Here is a 21,440-nt window from a genome sequence, read left to right on the forward strand (position 1 = left end):
TTTATATACAGGCTGTCAAATACCATATTTTCAACATCCCCGCCTTCAAATTTGGAATGATTGATCAATGCCGGGTCAGAGTGGAAAGCTACACCTGCAAACCTGGGCTTTTAAAACCCGCGCCCGGAGAGGTCACTCGGCATCCTCCTCGATCTGGAACTGGTTCCACGGCCTGGTCGACTCGGCGTGCACGATGTCCGAGTTGACGACCGGAAATCCGAGGTCGTGGAGCTCGGAGGCCACCTCCTCGATCTGCCCGGTCGTTCGGACGTTCAGTTCGCCGCCCAGAAACGCCCGGACGTTGACGACGCCCTGGATGTCAATCGCCTGCTCGGCGAACGCCGGACGGTCGCTGGGCGCGGCCGAGCAGACGAACAGCACCTGCAGCGGCAGGCCCGCCTTCGCGTAGTCGATGTCCACGTGGTACCCGCAGATGATGCCGTCGTCTTCGAGTTGTTCGATGCGGTTGGTCACCGTCGTCGCCGAGACGACGACCTGTTCCCCGACGAAGGTGAGCGTGTTGCGCGCGTTCAACTGGAGCAGGTGGAGGGGAGCAGGTGGAGGATGCCGCGGTCGACGTCGTCCAGTTCGGTGAACTCCCGGTGGTCGGAGGAGATATGCCACGGTAGGACGCCAACGAGCAAGAGCTAGCGGACGGCCTGCAGCGGGCTACGTGCCGCCGAACTCGGCCTTCACCGCCTCGCGGTCGATCTTCGACGGGCCGCTGGTCGGGAGTTCGTCGACGAACGCGAGGTGGCGGGGGCGCTTGAACCGCGCGAGGCGGCCGTCGAGGAACGCCGTCAGTTCGTCGAGCGTCAGCGACTCGTCGCCCTGGACGACGGCCCTGCCGACGGTGCCCCAGCGGTCGTCGGGAACGCCGACGACGACCACCTCGTCGACCTTCGGGTGGTCGGCGACGGCGTCCTCGACCTCGGCGGGGTAGACGTTCTCGCCGCCGCTGACGAACATGTTCTTCTTGCGGCCCTCGACGTAGAAATAGCCGTCCTCGTCGCGACGCGCCAGGTCGCCGGTCGACACCCAGCCGTCGCCGAAGGCGTCGTCGGTCTCCTCGGGGGTCTGCCAGTAGCGGTCGGCGGCGTGTGGCGACGCGAGTTCGAGTTCGCCGACGTCGCCGGTCGGGACGCGGTCGCCGTCGTCGTCGACGACGCGGGCGTCGACGTGCATCGCGGGGACGCCGACGCTGTCGGCCTTCTCCCGGGGCCATCCGTCGGGCATGGTGAAGTTGTTCGGGCCGCACTCGGTGAGGCCGTAGCCCTGCGAGAGGTCGACGCCGCGCGACCACCACGCCTCCATCACCGACTCGCGTGCGGGGCCGCCGCCGCTCTTGGCGAACCGCAGCGACGAGAGGTCGGTCGTCTCCCAGTCGTCGTGGTTCGCCAGCATCCGGAGGACGGCCGGCACGGCGACGAGCACCGTCGCCGACTCCGTCTCGATGGTCCGGAGGATGCGTCCGGGGTCGACCTCGCGGCTGATGACGACCGTCGCACCGAGGTGGAAGAGCGGGACGGTGAGGACGTTCCACCCGCCCGTGTGGAACAGCGGGAACGTCATCGGCGTCACGTCCTCCGGGCGGAGTCCCCACGCGGTGATGGTGTTGAACGAGTTCCAGAGGATCGAGCCGTGCGTGAGCACCGTCTCCTTCGGGGTACCGGTCGACCCGCCGGTGTGCAGGAACAGGTGCGGGTCGTCCATCGACACGGCCGCAGACTCGACGGGCGAGTCGTCCGCGGGCAGCGCGTCGGCGTACGCCGGCCACGCGTGGTCGCCGTCGGTGGCGAGCGACACCACGTCGGCGTCGAACGCGCGGTCGTCGCGGGTCAGAACGTCGCGAACGAGGTCGTCGAACGGCTCCTCGACCACGAGCAGTTCGGGGTCGACGTCGTTCAGCAACGCCACCAGTTCGGCCGGCGCGAGTCGATGGGACAGCGGCGCGAGCACGCCGCCGGTCTTGGCCGTCGCGAAGAACAGGTCCACGAACGCGGGCCGGTTGCGCGAGAGGACGGCGACGCGGTCGCCGGTCGCCCGCTCCGGGTCCGAGTGCGCCGACGGCGCTGGACCGCCGACGCCGTGCTCGCGGAGGAGTCTGGCCGCGCGGTTCGCTCGCTCGTCGAGCTCGCGGTAGGTGAACGACTCGCCCGTGGTCGCGTCGACGAGACCGACCGCGTCGGGCGAGAGGCGCGCCCGGCGTTCGCTCCACGCTCCCACCCAGTCGTAGGGGCGCTGGCTGTGGTCAGGCATCGTCGAGGAATGCGAGGAGTCGGTCGTTCACGGCGTCCGCCTGCTCGACGAAGAAGAGGTGCGGACCGCCCTCGAACAGTTCGAGTTCGGCGTCAGGGAGTCGCTCGGCAAGCAGGCGGGCGTTCTCGACGGGGAGCACGCGGTCCGCCGTCCCGTGCGCGACCAGGGCCGGCACGTCGACCTCGTCGAGGCGGTCGCCGGGGTCGAACGCCGCCACGGCCGCGGCCTGGGCCTCGCGGGCGGCGTTGTCGGCGTCGCTCGCCAGCCGCCAGTCGACGACGTCGGCGATCAGGTCGTCGTGCTCGGCGACGAACTCGTCCGTCATCGCGGGCGCCATCCGGTGGCGGATGGTCTCGCGCTCGTCTGCGCCCTCCGGGACCGCGAACATCCGCTCCCGCGTCTCGGGGGGCGTCGGGACCGCGTCGTCGCCGCCGGGGGAGGTACAGAGGAGCGCGAGCGATTCGGCGCGGTCGTGGTCGAGGGCGTACCGCTGGGCGACCATCCCGCCCATGCTCGCGCCGACGACGTGAGCGGCGTCGACGCCCGCGTCCGCGAGGACGGCGTCGAGGTCGGCCGCCATCTCGGCGACGGAGTAGGGACCCGGCGGCGCGTCGGAGTCGCCCGTGCCGCGGTTGTCCCACACCACGACGCGGTACTCCTCGGCGAAGCGCTCGCGCTGCCAGCGCCACATCCAGCGGCCGTACCCCAGCCCCTCGACGAAGACGACGGTCTCGGCGTCGGCGGGACCGTCCGTCTCGTAGTAGAGCGAGACGCCGTCGTTGTCAGCGTATGGCATGGATATGTCGACGGCCGAACGCGTATTCAAGCCATTCCTTCACATGTTAACCCGCCGATTCAACCCGCCAGCGTGCCCAGTACCGGTATGCCAGTCGCATCCGTCGGGGACACTGCGCGAGCGACACTGGAACTGACCGCCGACCGCGTCGACCGGTTCGCCGACCTGACCGGCGACGACAACCCGCTGCACACCGACGAGACGTACGCCGAGGAGGGGCTGTTCGGCGGACGCGTCGCCCACGGCGCGCTCACCGCCAGCGTCGTCAGCGCCGCCCTGGCGCGCCTCGACGGCGACATCGTCTACCTCTCCCAGGAGACCGCCTACGAGAACCCGGTCTTCCCCGGCGAGACCGTCACCGCGACCGTCGAGGTCGTCGAGGACCTCGGCGACGACCGCCTCGAGGTGGAGACTGTGGCCGAGACGGACGAGGCGGTGCTGACGGGGTCGGCCGTCGTCCTCTCGCTCCCGCACGAGTAACGGGGGTCCGTGCCGGCACGAAAACGCTCTTGGTCACGACGCACGAACGTGTCGTATGGTAACATCCGACAGCCACGGGGTCGACGACCACGGCGGGGACGGCGGCGTCGCGACCGTCTACGAGTGCCGCGCCTGCGACACCGTCGAGGAGACGGCAGGGACCTGCTGTGACCGGCCGATGCGGGAGGTGCCGGCGACGCCGGTCCGCGATCCCGACCTCCAGTTGGTGCTGCGCGACGTGTTCGGTATCTCGCGGACCGGCCTGGAGATCTGCGTCTGCCTGATGCGCGACGGCGAGTCGACGGTGCCGGCGGTCGCCGAGGCGCTCGACCTCGACCGGAGCACGGTCGCCCGGCAGGTCAACCACCTCGTCGACGTCGGCGTCCTCGGGAAGCGACAGCGCCTGCTCTCGGAGGGCGGGTACGTCAACGTCTACTCGCCGAAGGACGTCGAGGAGGTCCGGCGACGCCTGGAGCGCGGTCTCGCGGCGTGGATGCGCGACGCCGAATCGCTGGTCGAGGAGATCAACCGCGCGAAGGTCGAGGCCGCCGCCGAGATGGACGACGAGGAACCGGTCGGCGTCTACTGGGACGGGTAGCTACTGGGCCTGCTGTCGGCCCTTCTTGCGGGCGACGTAGCCGGCGATGCGGTTGCGGACGTCCTTCGAGTCGACGTTGGTCAGTTTGTCGACGCTCTCTTTGTTCTGCTCGAAGTCGTCGGTGAACGCCGTCGGGTACCGTTCCAGCAGGACGTTGCCGATCTTCTTGACGTAGTCGGGGCTGACTGGCATATCTCCCGTACGTGCCCCTGAACTAAAAACGTAGGACCGAAAACTGCGAGATGTCTGAGGTCAGGGCGGCGGTCCCGGGGGACCGGGGGACAACGCCAGAGGAAGACTCTGGTGGGCCGCCATCGGAACCGATGCGGCCACTAAATTTATACGTATCCGACGGACGTCGTGTCGCACCGCGGGAACTGTGTCACGGCGTGCAACATCCAGGGGCGTCAGGCCCGGACGCCGACCCGGGTGGCGTCGGCCCGGACATCTTCGTAGCGTTCGAGCGCCCACTCGCGGAGCGGGTCGGTCGTCCCGTCGAGCAGGGCCCGCAGTCGACCGTCGTCGTCGTACGCACCCACGAACACGCGGTCGTCGAAGATGCTGAGACCGAAGGAGACGTCGTCGGAGACGTAGAGGGTGATGTTTCGGGCCTGCCTGGCGGTGTCGAACGCGTCCGGATACTCCTCGCGAGAGGTCTCGAGGGTGGACTCGTCGAGGACGAGTTCGATCGCCGTGTCGGACTCGACGAAGCGACTGCTCGCGTCGTTGAACACCTGGCTCACGATGGGCGTGACGCCGTAGAACGTGTCCGCCTCGACGTTCCCCAGTGCGGCGGCGTAGTGGCTCAGCGGGGCGTGCGGGTCGCCCGCCGTCGCGGTGACCACGGTTCCCTCGTCGACCGCCGCGAAGGGAAGGGTCGCGCTCGCGTCGTCGAGGTGGTCGTACAGCGGACGATGGTCGTGGACGGCCTCGACCGCGTCCAGAAGCGACCCGTAGCGGTCGAGGATCCGCTCGCCGACCGACGTCAGGTCGTACCGCTGTCCGTCCTTCCGGACCCATCCGCGCTCGACGAACGCGTCCAGGTTGCGGTGGACCGTGGACCGCGAGAACGACCCGGCGTCGGTCAGCGTCGACGGCCGGTGTGGTCCCTCGCCGAGGAGTTCGAGGAGGGCCCGCCGGTTCGGGGAGGCGGCGAGGAACTCGACGTGCTCCCTGGGAGACATGTTCGGCAGTCCGCCCCCCATCACCAAAAGTTCGTTGTACTCACGATGCGTCTCCCGCCGCCGTTTCGGCGGTGTCACCGGTCGATGCGGCCGTCGTCGCGGGGCGGTCGGCGAGCGGTCCCGTGTCGCACGACGCGACGGCGGCGACGATGGGCGCGTCCTGGCGGTCGGCCACGCTCGGTCCGGTCCCGGCCTCGAGCGCGTTCCAGAAGACGGCGTCGTCGCGATTTTCGACCGCGTCGCGGAGACTGCGCCAGTCGCGGTCGTCGAGGTGTCGTTCGGCGAGGTCCCCCGGGACGGCGACGCGGCGGTACCGGATGCGGTCGGTGTCGTCGGTGGCGTAGGCGAGCTGGAACTCGTAGCGCTCGACGGGGCGGGAGGCGAAGACGGGGTGGACGGCGTCGAGCACGCTGTCGACGGTGCTCCAGACGAGGTGCTGGGCGGGGTCGCCCGCGTCGTCGAGCAGGACGGTCACTATCGGAGCGACGCCGTCGTCGCCGTCCTCGACGGTCGCGACGGCCGGCGGTTCGGCGAGTTCGAGCGGGAGGGGGTGGGCGCGGATCTTGCCGGTCGCCAGCGCGGCCGCGTCGTCGGGGGCGCGCCACGACTGGACGGCCCAGCCACCGCCGACCAGCAGGAGGGCAGCGAACGCGATAACGACAGGAGGGACCATTTTGTTCCCGATGTACACGTCATTTCCCTTGAATCTTCGCGTGAGCGTTCGCGAAACGCGAAGTCCTGGCTTCGTCGACGGCTGTGAGCGCTCGCCGTATCGCGACCTACGTGAACGCCAGCAGGCGACGGAACCGACGCGGCGACTGGCGGCGGAACGCCCCTCGTCATCGGCGAAAGATTTAAATACTTTTCCCCCTTACCTTACGTTAGCGACAGTCGGCTGCCGGTCCCGTGCGCCCGATTCCGGTGGCTGCCCTCCGCGATCACCACCATGACGAAGACAACCATCAAGAGCTACGACGAAGGTCAGCGAGTACAGCACGACGAGCGAGTGGACGACGAACGAGAGGACGCCGTCGAGCACGAGGAGGTCTGCCCCGAGTGTGGCGGGCGCCTCGTCTCGGACGAAGAGCACGGCGAGACGGTGTGTGGGGAGTGCGGGCTCGTGGTCGAAGAGGACAGCGTCGACCGCGGGCCGGAGTGGCGCGCGTTCGACTCCGCCGAGAAGGACGAGAAGAGTCGCGTCGGTGCCCCCACCACGAAGATGATGCACGACGAGGGGCTCTCGAGCAGCATCGGCTGGCAGAACAAGGACGCCTACGGGCGGACCCTGAGCGGCCGCCAGCGCGAGAAGATGCAGCGCCTCCGCACGTGGGACGAGCGCTTCCGCACGCGGAACGCGAAGGAACGGAACCTGAAGCAGGCGCTCGGCGAGATCGACCGCATGGCCAGCGCGCTGGGTCTGCCCGAGAACGTCCGCGAGACGGCGTCGGTCATCTACCGCCGCGCCCTCGACGAGGATCTGCTCCCCGGCCGCTCGATCGAAGGCGTCGCCACCGCCTCGCTGTACGCCGCCGCACGACAGGCTGGCGTCCCCCGCAGCATCGACGAGATGGCGGTCGTGAGCCGGATCGACGCGATGGAGTTCAAGCGCACCTACCGCTACATCGTCCGCGAACTCCACCTCGAGATCCAGCCCGCAGACCCCCACAGCTACCTCAAGCGGTACGAGAGCGAGTTCGACCTCGAACACGCGACCAAGCGCCGCGCCCACGACCTGCTCGAGACCGCGAAGCAGGAGGGCGTCACCAGCGGGAAGTCGCCGGTCGGCCTCGCCGCTGCAGCGATCTACGGTGCCGCGCTGGTGGAGGACGACGACCTCACCCAGGACGCGGTCAGCGACGTCACCGACGTGAGCACGGTGACCATCCGCAACCGCTACCAGGAACTGCTCGCCGCCGCTGGCGAGACCGACGCCCTCCCGACGAACGTCACGGTCGACGACGCCGACGGCCCCGAGGGTGCAGCGGCGTAATCCTCCTATTCTCGTCCTGTCTTCGCGGCCGGAGACGTTTATGCGACCGGCGTACAACGACCGCACATGACGGGCGCGACCGACCGCTGGCCGCCGAGCCGATGTCCGGACGACGACTGCAGCGGGCGAACGCTCTACCCTGTCGCGAACCCCTTCTTCGACTACGCCTGCGCCTGTACCGACTGCGGGCGGGTGTTCGGCCGGGAGGAGACCGACGACACCGGAGCCGGTTCGACGTTCGAGAGCGGTTCGGCGTAGCGGGCCTTCGGCGTAGCGGACCGCCCGTAACGCACGTCCGGGAGGGCGTCGTACGACGGAGCCATGACTCCTCACCTCGAGACGCCGCTCGTCCACCGGGCGATAACGTCGCCCGTCGGCGCGGTGCTCTCGACCCGACCGTACGAGTGGCTGAAGCGCCGGAGTCTCCCCCGCGAGTTCCGGACGTTCCGCGTCCGCGCCGTCGCCGACGCGACGGCCGACGAGGGCGTCGACGCCTTCCTCGACGAACTCGGCACCGAGCGGGTCACGAAACGCGACCGACTGCGGTCGGCGCTCGGCCGCCACGCCGGTCGCAAGCGAGCGCGCGACGCCCTCGAAGCGCGCTGGGAGTCGGTGTTCTGGGACGGCGGCGACGAGACGCTCGCCGAGCGGGTCGCGCTGGAGTCCGACCGACGCGAGGCAAGCGGTCGCTTGGCGCAGGCGACCGACGTCCGCCGGGCGGTTCCCGACGCCGTCGACGTCCCGCCGGTCGGGGTCGACGTTCCGGACCCGGGCGAAGCGATGGACGAGTGGGAGGACCGCATCGACGCCCCGGAGGAGGTGTACGCCGCCCCGGACTCTATGCCGGACGTGGAGACGTCGGCGACCGTTCCGGGGCCGGGCACCCGCGAGTACTGGGTCCGGTTCCCGTCGCCGTCGTCGTACGTCGACGCGCCAGCGTTCGCGAAGGTGGTCGAACCCGACGCCCGCCGCGACGAGCGACCGACCCTGGTGTACGGCGGCGGCCTGGGCATGCAGAACGACCAGTTGCCCTACTGGCCGGAGGAGGAGTACGCCGGTCGCGAACTCGCCGCGCGGGGGTACCGCGCCGTCCTCCCGACGTCGCCGTGGCACGGCCGGCGCGAGCGGCCCGGCCGCTACAGCGGAGAACCGTACCTCGCCGCCCCGCCCGTCTCCTTCGTCGAACTGTACGCCGCCCAGCTACAGGAGTGGGCGGTGCTGACCGCGTGGGCGCGCGAGCAGGGCGCGCCGGTGGTCGGCGTCGGCGGCGTCAGCCTGGGCGGCATCGCGACGCTGCTGCTCGCGGGGTTCTGCGGGCCGTGGCCCGACGAGACGACGCCGGACCTCGCGTTCCCGGCGGCGATGACGACACGGCTCGACCGGGTGCTCGTCGAGAGCGACCTGACGGAACTGCTCGGCGTCCGCGACGCGGTCCGCGAGGAGGGGTGGACGCCCGGCCGCCTCGCCAACTTCGCCCCGCTGCTAACGGCCCCGAACGACCCCGGTCTCCCCCCTGAGCGCGTGTTCCCGTTCGCCGGCCGCCGGGACCGGATGGCGCCGTACCGTGACGCGCACGACCTGCTGAGGCGGTGGGACGTCCCGCCGCAGAATCGCACCGAGTGGGACGCCGGCCACTTCGGCGTGCTCGTCCGACTCGTCCGGCGGTCGACGTACCAGGACGCCGTCGACGCGCAGTTCGACTGGCTCGCGGACTGAGACCGCAGGCGTGCGGGGAAATCGTTCTGTCGCGTCGCAGGGTTGGTAGCGCGTGATGACGTCCGCGGTCGTCTCGCGGTGGACCCGTCGGACGGTCGCCGTCGGCGCGCTGGCGCTCGCCGCGTGGCAGGTCGCCGTCCTGGTCGGCGGCCGGGCAGCCGTCGCCACCGTGTACCTCCTGCTCGGACTGTTCCACAAGCAGTCGGGTTCGTGAACGAGCAGACAGAAAGGTTCAGTCCGCGAGCCTGACCGTCAGTCGTCGAGTGCGGCCGCGAGCGCGTCCATCGTCCGCTCGACCTTCTCGCGGTCGGCGCCGTACCCCATGTGGCCGACGCGGAGGACGTCGTCCTCGTACGGGCCGAGGCCGGTCGCGAGCACGACGTCGTGCTCGTCGGCGAGTCGCTCCTGGAGCTGGCGGGCCCGCCCCGGAACCTCCAGGGCGGTGACGGTCGGCGAGCAGTAGGCATCCTCGTCGGGGAAGGGCGAGAGGCCCAGGTCCCGAGCGCGCTCCCGGCAGTAGTCGGCCACGTCGGCGTGGCGCTCGCGGACGTTCGCCAGGCCCTCGTCGAGCAGCAGGTCGAGCGCCTCGTCCAGCGCGGCGACGTTGGCCGGCAGTTGCGTGTACGGGAACTGCGCGTCGTCGTGGACCACGCCGTCCCACGGGCCGAGGTGGGCGTAGAACGACGGTGCGTCGCCCTCCTGGGTCGCCGCCCAGGCGTCGTCGCTGACCGAGAGGGTCGTCAGGCCGGGCGGCGCGCTGAAGCACTTCTGGGACGCGCCACAGCAGACGTCGACGCCCTCGTCCGGGACCTCGGCGCCGCCGAGCGAGGAGACGGCGTCCACGACGGTCAGGACGCCGGCGTCGTCGAGCACGCCCAGTATCTCGTCGAGGTCGTTCAGCGTCCCCGTCGGCGTCTCGCAGTGGACCATCGTCGCGACGTCGTACGACTCGCCTGCAAGCGCCTCCGTCACGTCCTCGGCGTCGAGCAGTTCGGTGGGCGGGACCTCGACGGTCGTCGGCTCGCCGCCGTAGGTCTCGACGAAGTCGGCGAATCCGGCCCCGTAGAGGCCGTTCGACAGGCAGAGCACCTCGTCGCCCTCGTTCACGAGGGAGGCGACGGCAGCTTCCAGGCCGAGGATTCCCTCACCGCCCATCACGACGACGTCGTCGTCCGTCCCGTAGACCGTGGCGAGCTTGTCGGTCACGTCGAAGTACAGCTCGCGGAACGCGGGGTCGACGTCGGGGTTCGGCATCGGTTCGCTCATCCGCTCCCGAACCGATGGCGGAACCTCGGTCGGGCCAGGGGTCATCAACATGTGAGGACGTGGGTGGCGCGACCATATCAAACCCGACGGGGTCGCGCCGTTGGAAGGCGGCAGCGGTGAGCCGAGGTCACTCCGGTACGCGGGCGAGCACGTCCAGGTTGTGCGCCACGGCGACCAGTTCGCCGTCCGCGACGGCCCGGTGGCGCGCGGCGGCCCACTCCGCGAGTTCGTCCCCGTCGACGGCGGGGTCGTCGGCCAGCGCGTCCTCGACGGTCCGGACCAGGTGGTGGAGGAAGTACGCCTCGTCGGCGGGGTACCCCCCGTCCTGGGGGTGGACGACCCAGTCTGACCCCCCTGCAGCGAGCACCCGTGCGCCGTGGGCGGGCAGGCGCGCGAGCAGGCGACGGCCGGCGCGACTCGACCCGTCGCCGTCGTCCATCCGCTCGTGGTAGCGCGCGACGACCCGGTCGTCCAGCGGACGGGAGGGTTCGAACGCCGTCTCGGCGTCGAAGGTGACGGTGAAGTAGGCGAGACCCCCCGGGACGACGCCGCAGAGCGCCGGTATCGCCTCGTCGAGGTCGAGCAGGTCGAGGACGGCGTGCCCGACGACGGCGTCCCAGCGGCGGTCGGTGACCCGCGCGAACTCGACCGCGTCGGCGGCGGCGAACTCGACCGTGGCCCCGTCGGCCGCGAGGACGGCCGCCTCGTGACCGTCGGGAACGGGGACCCGGGGCTCGAACCCGCGCTCCCGAAGGCGGTCGCGCGCCGTCGCGAGCGACGTCCCGTCCACGTCGACGGCGGTGTAGTGGACCTCGTCGGGGAGGCGGCCCCAGTCGAGCAGGCGCTCGACCATCGCCCCGGTGCCAGCCCCGACCTCGAGGACGCGAGCGGGCGCAGGGAGTTCGTGCGCGAAGCGGTCGAGCACGCGCCGGTCGAGTGCGCGGTCGTCGACGGTGTGCTTGGCGTCGAGGTAGCGCTCGAACGAGTACGCGCGCGGTTCTGGCGGCGTGGAGTCGCTGCTGGCGCTAGAATCGTCTCCGGCGCTGGAGTCGTCGGTCACGGCGGGACCACCGCCGCAAGCAGCGACTCGACGTCGGCCGCGGCGTCGTCCCAGCCAGGTTGCGCCGCGAACCGCACGCGGGCCGCCACGCTCATCTCCGCGAGGCGCGCGGGGTGGTCGCGGAGACTCCGGACGGCGTCGGCGACGGCCGCAGGGTCGTCCGGCGGGACGAGGACGCCGTTCTCGCCGTCGGTGACCACCTCGGACGCGCCGCCGGCGGTCGTGGCGAGCGCGGGCACGCCGAACGCCATCGCCTCCAGGTAGACGAGGCCGAGCCCCTCGTACAGCGACGGGACGGCGAGTAGATGGCTCTCGGCGAGGCGGTCGGCGACCGCGTCGTCGGGAAGCCGACCCGCGAACGTCACCCGGTCGCCGAGGTCGAGTTCGGCGACGCGACGTCGCATTCGCCTGGCGTACTCCGGGTCGGCGACGCCGCCGACGACCGTCAGCTCCCAGTCGGCGTCGACGCGCGCGAGGCCGTCCAGCAGGACGTGCGTCCCCTTCCGCGGTTCGAGGTTCCCCAGCGAGAGCAGGTGGAGCGGTTCGTCGGGACCGGGCGGCCGGACCGCGGCCGTCGCGTCGGCCCCGGCATCGCCGCCGTCAGTCGACGGGGCCGCCATCTCCGCCGGGTCGCCGAGCGAGACGAAGCGGTCGCCCGCCGGCGGCGCGACGACGGTCGGCAGGTCGGCCAGCGAGGCGACGGTGGCGCGCGTCGTCTCGCCGTTGCAGACGGCGGCGTCGACGTTCCGGAGGTACCGGCGCTCTACCGCCCGGTAGGCCACCGTCCGCCAACGCGGCCCGGGCTCGCTGGACCGGAGGTGGTGGACGACGGAGACGACCGGCGCGTCGACGCGGCGGTTCACGCCGACGAGCGACGGGTGACAGAGTTCGTCCTCGAGGACGGCGTCGAACCCCGACAGTCGCGACGGGAGGCCGGTGCCGAGGTTATGCGTGAGTGCGGCGGGGTACGACGACCAGGGGAGAGAGACCACGTCGACGTCGTGACCGCGGTCGCGGAGCTGGTCGACCAGCCGGCGGTCGTACCTGAAGCCGCCGGACCGCTCGTCGAGCGAGCCGTAGACGACGAACGCGAGGTCCATCACACCGGCCGCTCGTAGGCGGCCCAGGCCTCCTCGTCCTCCCACAGTCGCAGTTCGGCCGTCGACGCTTCGGGCGCGTCGAGTCTGTCGAGGACGCGGTCGCAGAACTCCCGCGCGAGGTGTTCGACGCTGGGGTTGCGACCGTCGAACTCGGGCAGGTCGTTCAGCGTCTCGTCGCGGTAGCGGGACGCGGCGTCGCCGACGGCGTCGCGAACGTCGTCGATGTCGACGAGGTAGCCGTACTCGTTCAGCGACTCGCCGCGCAGTCGAAGGTCGGCCTCGTAGCGATGGGAGTGCAGGTCGCCCTCGGGGCCTGGGTCGGGGACGGTGAGGTAGTGTTGTGCGACGAACGTGTGTGAAACGCTAACTTCGTACATAATCTTGGATGATGTTGGTCGTCCGTGGGCGTTGTCGGTGGTCGGTATTCGTGGGGTCGGTCGTGTGCGGTGCAGGCGTCAGTCGTAGGTGAGGAGGACGCCGAGCGTCTCGTCCGGGCGTTCGTCCAGCAGTCTGTACGCCCGGTCGGCCTCCTCGACCGGTACGCGGTGGGTGACGAACCGCTCGGCGTCGACGTCCGCGAGTCGTCGCCACGCGACGTCGAGGCGGCGAGCCTTGTCCCAGCGGCCGCGAAGTTCCGGTGAGAGGGTGCTGACCTGCGTGCTCTCGACGGCGACCCGGCTCCGGTGGAATCGCCCGCCGAGGTCCAGGTCGGCGCGCTTCTCGCCGTACCACGACCCGACGAGCACGCGTCCGTCGTACCCCGTCACCGAGATCGCGTCGTCGAGCGCCGACGGGTCGCCCGACAGTTCGTACGTCAGGTCCGCGCCGGACGGGGTCGCGTCGGCGTCGAGCGCGTCGCGAACCGTCGTCGGCGCGTCGCCGGGAGCGAACGCCCGGTCGGCGCCGAGGTCGCGGGCCAGCGCGCGCCGCTCGGGGTAGCAGTCCAGCGTGACCAGATCGGCGAGAGGGTGGTCTGCGAGCAGGTGTGTCGTCAGCAGACCGACGAGCCCCTGACCGAAGACGACGGCCTGCTCGCCGACGCGGGGGTCGCCGTCGAGCAGGAAGTTGACCGCCGTCTCGACGTTCGGCAGAAGCGCGGCCTCGGCGAACGAGCGGTCGTCCGGCACGCGGACGAGCTCGTCCGGCGTGGCGAGGAAGTGGCTCTCGTGGGGGTGGAACGCGAACGCCCGCTCGTCGAGCCACTCGTCTCCCACCTCGCCGCCGACGGCTGTAACGCGCCCGACCGCGGCGTACCCGTACGTGAGCGGGAACTCGAAGGTTCCATCGAGGGCGTCGATAGTCGCGTCAGTGGCCATCTCCGTCGGCGCCTCCCCACGGTAGACGAGCAGTTCCGTCCCCGGGCTCACGGCCGACACCTCGGTCCGGACCCGCACCTCGTCCGGACCCGGGTCGGGGACTGGTCGTTCGTGCACCTCCACCTCCCGCGGTTCGGTGAACCGCAACGTCCTGGCGGCCGTCACAGCCTATAGGCGACGGAGGGCGACAAATTCGTTTCGGCTATCACGTTTCCATCGCAGCTTTTCCGCCATCGCCCCACAGTACCTCCTCGGTCGCCTTTCCATCAGTCGGACGAGGTCGTCGTCCACTGCTGCCCCCGTGAATCGATAGCTACCACCACAACCTCTATTGACGTATCGACCGAACCGGGTTTCGGTGACAATCGATGCCGATTCCCGGAGACGACACGTTCATCGAGGACGATATCGAGGAGATTGCGAACGAGGAAGAGAGCGACAGCGTGGACGACGCGGCCACCGCGGAGGAGGAGTCGGCCGGAGCGTCGTCGGACGGCGGTGACGGGGACGGGACGGACGGCGAGGAACCCGATACGGGGGACGACTGACCCGTGCGCATCGCGGTCGTGGGTGCGGGCGCTGCCGGGCTGGGCGTCGCGTACGCGCTCACGGGCGGCGATAGAAGGAATGTCGACGTCGAAGACGACGACGCCGAACCGAACGAGAGGGACGCCGACGACGCCGCGGGCCACGACGTGACCCTGTTCGAGCGCCGCGACCGGCCGGGTGGCCGGATGGCGACGCGCAGACACGACGACTGCGTCTACGACACCGGCGCGAACTACGTCAAGAACGACGACGAGCGCGTCTCGGGGTTACTCCGCGAGGAGTTCGGCGACGACCTCGTCACCGTCGATGGGGACGTCTGGACGTTCGACGCCGACGGAACGGTCAGCGAAGGGCGGGGAGACGACGCGCCGAAGTGGACCGACCGGCAGGGGATATCACGGTTCGGCGACCGCCTGGTGGCCGCAACAGACGCGACGCTCGAAACCGGCGTCCGCGTCGAGAAACTGGCGTACGACGCGGACGGCGGGCAGTGGCACGTCGAGACCGACGGTGGACGCCGGGACGACGACGGTGGACGCCGGAACGACGACGGTGGACGCCGGAACGACGACGGTGGGCGGCAAGGACCGTGGGACGCCCTCGTTCTGACGCCGCCTGCGCCGGTCACGGCGTCGTTGCTCGACCAGGCCGACTGGGCGGACGACCTGCGACGCGACCTCCGCGAGCACGTCGGCCACGTCCCTTACCGGACCGTCACCACCGTCGCACTCCACTACACGTTCGAGGTCGAACGGCCCTACTACGCACTGGTGTACGACGGGGGACGCCGTAGTGGGTCGACCGAGAGCGGAACGAACGGTGAGGTCCAGAGTCACGACGTGGGATGGCTCGCGCGCGAGGAGTGCAAGCCTGGACACGTCCCCGACGGCCAGAGTCTGCTCGTCGCGCAGATGGCGCCCGACTGGTCGGCGGAGTGGTACGACCGCAGCGACGCGGACGTCGCCGCGGCCGCGGCGGACGGCGTGGCGGACCTGCTCGACGACCACGCCCTCGCAGCACCCGACTGGTACGACGTTGTGCGGTGGCGCGACGCGCTCCCGGACGCCGGAGCGGACCCCGACGAACTCGCTCGCGCCGAACGGGCGAGCCTCTGGTTCGCCGGCGACTGGGTCGCGGGCGAGGGACGCGTCCACCGGGCGCTCCGGAGTGGTCTCGACGTCGGCGAGCGAATCCGGCGGAGTGCGTCGGACGGGGCGTAGCGATGGGCGTTGAGGGGCGCCGAATGCCGTCGACGTCGCTCGTACGCAGCCGCCAAAGACAGCGGAAACCGCGGTGTTCGGTGTGAGTGAAGGGTTCGCCCTGGTGCGGGTTCGGACGGCTGGTTCAGGGGTACGAGCACCGATGAAGTAACTATCATCTTATCTGTTCCGGAGTGAAAACAGCGGAAACGGTGGAGTTCATCGAGCGGCGCTAACCGAGTGAAGACACAGGAAATAGCGGTGCGAACAGCGGAAACGGCGGGGTAGCGGTCCGGGAACTCAGGTCGTCCCCCAGTACGCTGTCACGAGGAAGACAGCGGAAACAGTGGTGTCTGACGCAGCACGGAAGCGGGGCAGAGGAGTCGCTTCCGACCGGACACCGCACGAACTGTTTGTACTGCCGACGTTCACCGAGACGACCGCAACCGATGCTCGGCGAGGCGAGCGGAAACCGATCGGGGGAGACGAGAGACGGCGTCGCTTACGCGCTCTCCTCGGCGTCCGACTGGTAGTACGGCCGGATGCTGTCGTGGACGCCCGCGAGTTCGATGGTCTCCTCGAGCGCGCTGACGACGAGCTGGAGATCCTGCTTGAGCGAGTGTTTGCGGTACTTCCCGCCGGACATCCCCTCGTTCTTCTCCGTCGACGAGATGACCCCGAGCATGGCGAGGTCGGCGAGGTGGTCGCGCATCCGTCGACTGGTCAGCGCCTCGGTCCCGATGTGCTTGCAGAGCTGTTCGTACCGGGGGCGGATGTCGCGTGAGCGAGCGGGCGTCGCGCCCTCCGCCTCCAGCGAGGTGAGGGCGTAGAGGATGAGCCGGGCGTGCTGGGTCAGGTCGGCGACGCCCTCCATGATGCGGTCGCGTTCGAGCTTCTGTCTGGCCTCCTGGACGTGCTCGTCGGTCACCTGCTCGGCGTCCTTGCGCGCCAGGTCGCCGGCCTCCAGGAGGAGGTCCAGCGCCTGCCGGGCGTCGCCGGCGTCCTGGGCGCCGTAGGCCGCACAGAGCGGGATGACGTCCTCCGCGAGCGCCCCGTCGTGAAACGCGACCTCCTCGCGCTGGCTGAGGACCTTCTGGAGTTCGTTCGCGTCGTACGGCGGGAACGACACCTCCTTCTCGCAGAGCGAAGAGCGGACCTTCGCGGAGAGGGAGTCTCGATAGGAGAGGTCGTTGCTGATGCCGATGAGACCGATCTTCGCGTGTTCGAGGTAGCCGTTACTGCGGGCGCGCGGAATCTGGTAGAGGATGGAGTTGTCGTTAATGTGGTCGACCTCGTCGAGCACGACGATGACGGTGCCGCCGACCTTGTCGAGTTCGTCCCAGAGGAAGCTGTAGACCTGCGCCTGCGGATAGCCGGTGTTGCTGATCTGGTCCGCCGGGTCGCGGAGCGTGTTGACGAGCCGGACCGCGACCTGGTAGCTGGAGTTGAGGCCGTCGCAGTTGATCTCGATGACCGACAGCGAGATGTCGTCGTACTTGGCGGCGTCCTCCTGGAGGCGGTTGAGGAGGAACCGCGTCGCGGCCGTCTTGCCCACGCCGCTCTTGCCGTAGAGGAAGATGTTCGACGGCGCTTCGCCGTTGATGATCGGCTGGAGGGCAGCGTGGTACTCCTCCAGTTCGTCGTCTCGACCGACCAGGTTGTTCGGGGTGTACTCCTCGAGGAGCGCGTCCCTGTTCTTGTAGAGGGAGTTGTCTCGGTCGAAACTGAACGATGACATTACGTCATCATTCTCGGAACGATACTTAAAACTGTGGCGTCCGCTGTTTCTTCTGTCCCAAACTCTTATAAGCAATCGCCGTAAGAGACGGGTGCGTCGTTTCCGATGTCCAGCGGTGCGTCCTGGCTCGATACACGATCCGACAGGACATGAGGTCGTCGAACGGCCGTGTGTGACACGCTCGAAGCAGTAACGACTGTTCGTCAGAGCAGTAGCGACCGTTCGGATACGTCTCGGAGAGGAATCGAGTGAAAACGGTATCGGTGGTGTCGCGCAGGAGACACCCACCCCATCGTTTCCGGTGTTTAGTCGGAGAGGAAAGGGGAGGGGATGGGGCCTCTGTATAGTCGACAGATTTATACATATCAGAATCAAACCATACCCGTACTAGAGAAATCGAATAATCGTTAAACGGCATTCAACGGTCTAGGTGTTCATCCCGTGGTTCGAGAACCGGCGTCCGACGTGGTTGAACACCGCCATTTCCGTTGCTTCGTTTCCGGTCAGTTCCGTTCGACGTCTGAGCGTCGGGGGGTGACCGTGCTAACCACCATCGATTACACTCCGAAGGACAATTCCGACGTGTCCCCTCCCCTTGCGTCTCCCGGGACAGCGGAAACGATGGGGTGGGTGTCGAACGCACTCCCCCCACCTTTCGGACGCCGAACACCGGAAACGACGGGGTCACTGCGGTTCACCGGCCGACGAGCACCCTCCGATTTCATCGCACTACTCCCGTCTGTCTCTCCTCCTCGAACGCCCTGCTCCGTGCGAAGACCACCGCCAACAGGCCGTCCAGAACCAGATCTACGGTCGGGTCGGACAGTCGGCCACGTGTCACTCGGTCGACTTCACGTCCGAAAAGACACCGGAAACGGTGGGGTTGCGAAGACGGTGTGGACCGCGACCTCCTTGAATCAGCAATCTCCCGGATCCAGCAACCCTCCGAATCCAACGAAATCCCGGAACTAGCAGCCCTCTGGAATGAACGACGATATGTCGATCACGAAAGGTCCCGTGGTGGAGCCCCGAACGAAACCGGCAGTGGATACTCCGAAGCTCGGATACCGTCAGTGAGCGATTCTCGGATACCGTCAGGGACCCTCGCCACTCGTCTCGTACAACGACGGTGAGGTCTTTCGAAGCCCTCTCCGATCCCCGTGTTAGCTACACGCGTGTTAGCCACACGGGCAGTGGTCGTCGTCCACGGTCCTCCGCACGTGCCGTGTCGGCGAAGCGGAGCGAAATCAACGCCGGCGAGAACGGCGCGGCGAGAAACAGCGGAAACGACGGGGTGCTGGAATACGCAGACCGGCTCGCGTCCGGCCGTCGGGGATTCAGGGGTCCTGTTCGACCTCGAGCAGGCGGACGCCGCAGTCCTGGCACGTCACGGCGACGACGTCGATGGACCGACAGCAGGATTCGACGGTCTCCTGCTTCGGCACGACGGTTCCGCCACAATCGGGGCACTCCTCGAGGAAGATGCGCAGTCCGCTGAGGACGCGACTCTGACTGTGGACGGACAGCGAATCCCAGCAGGGGTACTGCTCGCTGAGCGTCCGAGCGGCGGCGAGGTCGGCGACGAGAGCACTGTTCGACTCCCACTGTCCGATACGTCGCCCGTCCAGTCGCGCGAGGAACGCCTCGTCGTGCTCCTCGAACTCCAGTTCCGACTCCTCGACGTCGAGGATTCCGGCGAGGTCGCGTTTCTTCACCCCGTCGTCCTCAACACGCGCCATGTCCTCGTGCCAGGCAGTACGGAACTCGTCCGTCAGGCAGAGGTCGTCGACCGATTCGCACGGTTCGACGACGCCGGCAGCCGTCAGCACCTTCTCGGGTTCGACGTCGGTCCCGCCGTCTTCCTCCTGGGTCGTCCCGGTGACCTGACCGCCTGTCGTCTCCTTCGATTCGATCGTCGCGCTCCCCTCCGACACCGCGCCCCTCTCGGCCGTCGCGCTTCCGTGGATTCCGGCCGTCTGACCTCCATGGACCCCGGCCGCGTCGTGCGCTTCGAAGTAGCGCAGGAACCAGTCGGGGAAGTATCGCTTCGTCAGTTGGGGCGTCCCCGGAACGAGGTATCCGCGGAGGTAGATGGCGACCAGGCTCAGGACGAACACGCCGACGCCGACCGGTACGGCGACGGTCGCAACCGCCGCACCCAGTACGAGCGCGATTGACACGTTGACGAGGGTGCACGCAGTACAGCGATTTTCGCCAGTGTACTCGGGTCGTCGAAGGCGGCCGAGTATCGGAAGCTCTCCGTTCATCCTGATTCTTCGGGCTCTACACTGTCGAGCGATAAATATATGTCGCCGTAAGCACCGAAACAAAGGTCGAAACGGGGGTCGTGCCGTAGTGGCGATCGACGCTCGAAACAGGCTTCGGGTCGTACTTGCGGTCGGCGTCCAGCCGGGATTCAGGATCTGGCGGGAGTCTCGGCCCGCTTGAGACATATCGTCACGACGCTACCTCGGGGCTGATTGTGTCCGAACTCGAGTTCCCCGCCGAACTTCCCGACGACCCAGTTCGCGAGCCAGAGGCCGAGGCCGCTGCCGTGGTGGAGCGGCGTCTCGCGCCCTTCGAGGAGCACCGCCCGCTCCTCCTCGGGAATCCCCGGTCCGTCGTCGGTGACGGTTATCTCGACCGTTCCGTCGTCGCTCTCCGCGGGTGCGTTCACCGAGACCGACACCTCCGGGACGTCCCTGTCGTTGTGCTCGATGGCGTTCTCGACGAGTTCGTCCACGACCGCGTCGAGCCTGTTGTCGCCGTACACCCACGCGACGTCTGGAAAGTCGGCCGAGAGGTCGGCCTCGGGGTACCGGTCCTGCAGTTCCTGGACGGTGCGTTCGACGATGCTCGTCACGTCGACCTGCCGTCGATCAGGGCTATCGTTCTCGAGAATCTTCCCGACCTCGCGGGCCTTCTCGCTGATGTCGATGAGGTCAGACGCCTTCCGCTTGATGACCTCGACGCTGTCGCTGGCGGCCGGTTCCGATTCGGCGAGGTTCTGCGCGTGACCGAGGACGACGTTCAGGTCGTTGCGGAGGTTGTGACGGAGGATGCGGTTGAAGACCTGAAGTCGCTGTTCGCGGCGGACGAGCTCCTGTCGGGTCCGGACGGAGTTCATCGCGTACGCGATGCTGTTGCCGAACTTGGTGAGGATTCGTCGTTCCCCGTCGTCGAACGCGTACGGGTAGTCGGCGTAGACGTTCAGGACGCCGTACACCCGTCCCTCGTAACAGAGCGGGATCGCAGCTTTCGAGTGGTAGCCGCGTTCCAGCGCGCGGTCGCGCCACCGCTCGAACTCCGGGTCGGTCGCGATGTTCTGCGTTATCTGTATCTCCTGCGTCTCGACCGCGCGGACGACCGGGCCGTCGTCGTTGCCCTCCTCGCCGTCCTGATAGATCGAGTCGAGATACCCCCGTTCGACGCCCGCCGAGACGGTCGGTATCACGTCGCCGTCCTCGTCGACGTTGCCGATCCAGGTGAAGTGGTACGATTCGGACCCCGCGAGGCGCTCGCAGACGGCGCGCTCCATCTCTTCACGGGACGTGGCCTGCAGCAGCGACTGGCTCACGTCCCAGAAGAGCTGGTTGATCTCTATCTGTCTGTCCGCGGACTTCTCTGCCCGGCGCCGCATGACGGCGTTCTCGATGCGGTTGGCCAGGACCGCGAACTGTCGCTTGCCGTCTCCCTTCTGGAGGTAGTCGGTGACGCCGGCCGATATGGCGTCGCTCGCGGTCTCCTCGTTGCCGCCGCCGGTCAGGAGGATGAACGGCATCTCGGGGTAACGGTCGCGGATCGACTCGAGGAGTTCGAGGCCGTCCATGCCGTCCATCTCGTAGTCGCTGACGACGCAGTCGAACTCGTCCGATTCGAGTCGTTGGAGGGCGGTGGAGCCGTCCGTCTCGGTGCGAACAGTGATGTCAGCTTCTGCTTCGAGGACGTCCGCTGCCACGGCTGCGAAGAACTCGTTGTCTTCGACATGGAGGACCCGGATGGAGGGACGTTCCATTCTACACCACAAGTCTCACAGCTTACTATTAAATAAGTTTGTACTACTGGCAGATAGTATCACAAACTGCTCGTGTAGTACATAGTATGATTTAGAGGACGACGTCCCACCACTGCCGATACTGCCCGACGTCTGCGTCGTTCGCATCTCACCTTATTGATGAAAATTATGTCA

General features: G+C 68.4%; 22 protein-coding genes. 8 read left to right on the plus strand and 14 right to left on the minus strand.

The genetic code is table 11. The annotated features are described in order from the left end of the window. Positions 1-132: 132 nt before the first annotated feature. The 3 genes from NKT36_RS15760 to NKT36_RS15770 all read right to left on the minus strand — a co-directional run bounded on the left by NKT36_RS15760 (position 133) and on the right by NKT36_RS15770 (position 3,055). On the minus strand, positions 133-534 hold the full coding sequence (locus NKT36_RS15760) for an Lrp/AsnC family transcriptional regulator (RefSeq protein WP_327053736.1): 402 nt from the start codon (positions 532-534) through the stop codon (positions 133-135). A gap of 135 nt (positions 535-669) precedes the next feature. After that, positions 670-2,259, minus strand: a complete 1,590-nt coding sequence (locus tag NKT36_RS15765; protein ID WP_327053737.1) for an AMP-binding protein — start codon at positions 2,257-2,259, stop codon at positions 670-672. Further along, entirely contained in the window at positions 2,252-3,055 is an 804-nt protein-coding gene (locus tag NKT36_RS15770; protein WP_327053738.1) for an alpha/beta fold hydrolase, read from the minus strand. The genes NKT36_RS15765 and NKT36_RS15770 overlap by 8 nt, the downstream gene beginning before the upstream one ends. An 87-nt stretch (positions 3,056-3,142) precedes the next feature. On the opposite strand from NKT36_RS15770, the gene NKT36_RS15775 reads away from it, so the two are divergent. After that, positions 3,143-3,535: a MaoC family dehydratase gene (locus NKT36_RS15775; protein ID WP_327053739.1), complete on the plus strand. Its 393-nt coding sequence runs from the start codon at positions 3,143-3,145 to the stop codon at positions 3,533-3,535. 55 nt (positions 3,536-3,590) lie between these two features. Further along, positions 3,591-4,133, plus strand: a complete 543-nt coding sequence (locus NKT36_RS15780; RefSeq protein ID WP_327053740.1) for a helix-turn-helix domain-containing protein — start codon at positions 3,591-3,593, stop codon at positions 4,131-4,133. On the opposite strand, the gene NKT36_RS15785 is transcribed toward NKT36_RS15780, so the two are convergent. The 3 genes from NKT36_RS15785 to NKT36_RS15795 form a co-directional block, all read right to left on the minus strand. After that, entirely contained in the window at positions 4,134-4,325 is a 192-nt protein-coding gene (locus NKT36_RS15785) for a 30S ribosomal protein S17e (protein ID WP_327053741.1), read from the minus strand. It lies immediately after the preceding gene. Between the two features lie 215 nt (positions 4,326-4,540). Beyond that, on the minus strand, positions 4,541-5,317 hold the full coding sequence (locus NKT36_RS15790) for a helix-turn-helix transcriptional regulator (protein WP_327053742.1): 777 nt from the start codon (positions 5,315-5,317) through the stop codon (positions 4,541-4,543). 40 nt (positions 5,318-5,357) lie between these two features. Next, positions 5,358-5,990, minus strand: a complete 633-nt coding sequence (locus NKT36_RS15795; RefSeq protein WP_327053743.1) for a hypothetical protein — start codon at positions 5,988-5,990, stop codon at positions 5,358-5,360. A gap of 273 nt (positions 5,991-6,263) precedes the next feature. Here NKT36_RS15795 and NKT36_RS15800 point away from each other — a divergent pair, with 273 nt between their 5' ends. The 4 genes from NKT36_RS15800 (at position 6,264) to NKT36_RS15815 (ending at position 9,237) form a co-directional block, all read left to right on the plus strand. Further along, positions 6,264-7,307 (plus strand): transcription initiation factor IIB, encoded by a 1,044-nt coding sequence (locus NKT36_RS15800; protein ID WP_327053744.1) that lies wholly within the window; start codon positions 6,264-6,266, stop codon positions 7,305-7,307. A 66-nt stretch (positions 7,308-7,373) separates the two neighbouring features. Next, positions 7,374-7,565: a hypothetical protein gene (locus NKT36_RS15805; RefSeq protein WP_327053745.1), complete on the plus strand. Its 192-nt coding sequence runs from the start codon at positions 7,374-7,376 to the stop codon at positions 7,563-7,565. 63 nt (positions 7,566-7,628) lie between these two features. Next, positions 7,629-9,023, plus strand: a complete 1,395-nt coding sequence (locus tag NKT36_RS15810) for a hypothetical protein (protein WP_327053746.1) — start codon at positions 7,629-7,631, stop codon at positions 9,021-9,023. Positions 9,024-9,078: 55 nt separating this feature from the next. Further along, positions 9,079-9,237, plus strand: a complete 159-nt coding sequence (locus tag NKT36_RS15815; protein ID WP_327053747.1) for a hypothetical protein — start codon at positions 9,079-9,081, stop codon at positions 9,235-9,237. Between the two features lie 38 nt (positions 9,238-9,275). Here the strand turns inward: NKT36_RS15815 and NKT36_RS15820 are convergent, their stop codons facing one another. The 5 genes from NKT36_RS15820 to NKT36_RS15840 form a co-directional block, all read right to left on the minus strand. Then, complete coding sequence (locus NKT36_RS15820; protein WP_327053748.1) at positions 9,276-10,340, minus strand: pyridoxal-phosphate-dependent aminotransferase family protein; 1,065 nt, start codon at positions 10,338-10,340, stop codon at positions 9,276-9,278. A 76-nt stretch (positions 10,341-10,416) separates the two neighbouring features. Continuing rightward, positions 10,417-11,349 (minus strand): class I SAM-dependent methyltransferase, encoded by a 933-nt coding sequence (locus tag NKT36_RS15825; protein ID WP_327053749.1) that lies wholly within the window; start codon positions 11,347-11,349, stop codon positions 10,417-10,419. Then, positions 11,346-12,449 carry a glycosyltransferase family 4 protein gene (locus NKT36_RS15830; RefSeq protein WP_327053750.1) on the minus strand — a complete coding sequence of 368 codons (1,104 nt, stop codon included), beginning with the start codon at positions 12,447-12,449 and terminating at the stop codon, positions 11,346-11,348. Before NKT36_RS15830 ends, NKT36_RS15825 begins: the two co-directional genes overlap by 4 nt. Continuing rightward, a complete protein-coding gene (locus NKT36_RS15835; RefSeq protein ID WP_327053751.1) occupies positions 12,449-12,826 on the minus strand; it encodes a 6-pyruvoyl trahydropterin synthase family protein in 378 nt (125 codons plus the stop codon). The genes NKT36_RS15830 and NKT36_RS15835 overlap by 1 nt, the downstream gene beginning before the upstream one ends. Positions 12,827-12,904: 78 nt before the next feature. Continuing rightward, a complete protein-coding gene (locus NKT36_RS15840; RefSeq protein WP_327053752.1) occupies positions 12,905-13,930 on the minus strand; it encodes a zinc-dependent alcohol dehydrogenase in 1,026 nt (341 codons plus the stop codon). A gap of 203 nt (positions 13,931-14,133) precedes the next feature. On the opposite strand from NKT36_RS15840, the gene NKT36_RS15845 reads away from it, so the two are divergent. Both NKT36_RS15845 and NKT36_RS15850 read left to right on the plus strand, forming a co-directional pair. Next, positions 14,134-14,313 carry a hypothetical protein gene (locus NKT36_RS15845; protein ID WP_327053753.1) on the plus strand — a complete coding sequence of 60 codons (180 nt, stop codon included), beginning with the start codon at positions 14,134-14,136 and terminating at the stop codon, positions 14,311-14,313. A 3-nt stretch (positions 14,314-14,316) separates the two neighbouring features. Beyond that, positions 14,317-15,534: an NAD(P)/FAD-dependent oxidoreductase gene (locus NKT36_RS15850; RefSeq protein WP_327053754.1), complete on the plus strand. Its 1,218-nt coding sequence runs from the start codon at positions 14,317-14,319 to the stop codon at positions 15,532-15,534. Between the two features lie 481 nt (positions 15,535-16,015). Here the strand turns inward: NKT36_RS15850 and NKT36_RS15855 are convergent, their stop codons facing one another. The 3 genes from NKT36_RS15855 to NKT36_RS15865 form a co-directional block, all read right to left on the minus strand. Continuing rightward, a complete protein-coding gene (locus NKT36_RS15855) occupies positions 16,016-17,251 on the minus strand; it encodes an orc1/cdc6 family replication initiation protein (protein WP_327053755.1) in 1,236 nt (411 codons plus the stop codon). 1,337 nt (positions 17,252-18,588) lie between these two features. Continuing rightward, positions 18,589-19,431 carry a hypothetical protein gene (locus NKT36_RS15860; RefSeq protein ID WP_327053756.1) on the minus strand — a complete coding sequence of 281 codons (843 nt, stop codon included), beginning with the start codon at positions 19,429-19,431 and terminating at the stop codon, positions 18,589-18,591. Positions 19,432-19,667: 236 nt separating this feature from the next. Beyond that, complete coding sequence (locus NKT36_RS15865) at positions 19,668-21,266, minus strand: response regulator (protein WP_327053757.1); 1,599 nt, start codon at positions 21,264-21,266, stop codon at positions 19,668-19,670. Between the last annotated feature and the right edge of the window lie 174 nt (positions 21,267-21,440).

It is taken from the genome of Halomicrococcus gelatinilyticus (genome assembly GCA_024227995.1).
Lineage (GTDB): Archaea > Halobacteriota > Halobacteria > Halobacteriales > Haladaptataceae > Halomicrococcus > Halomicrococcus gelatinilyticus.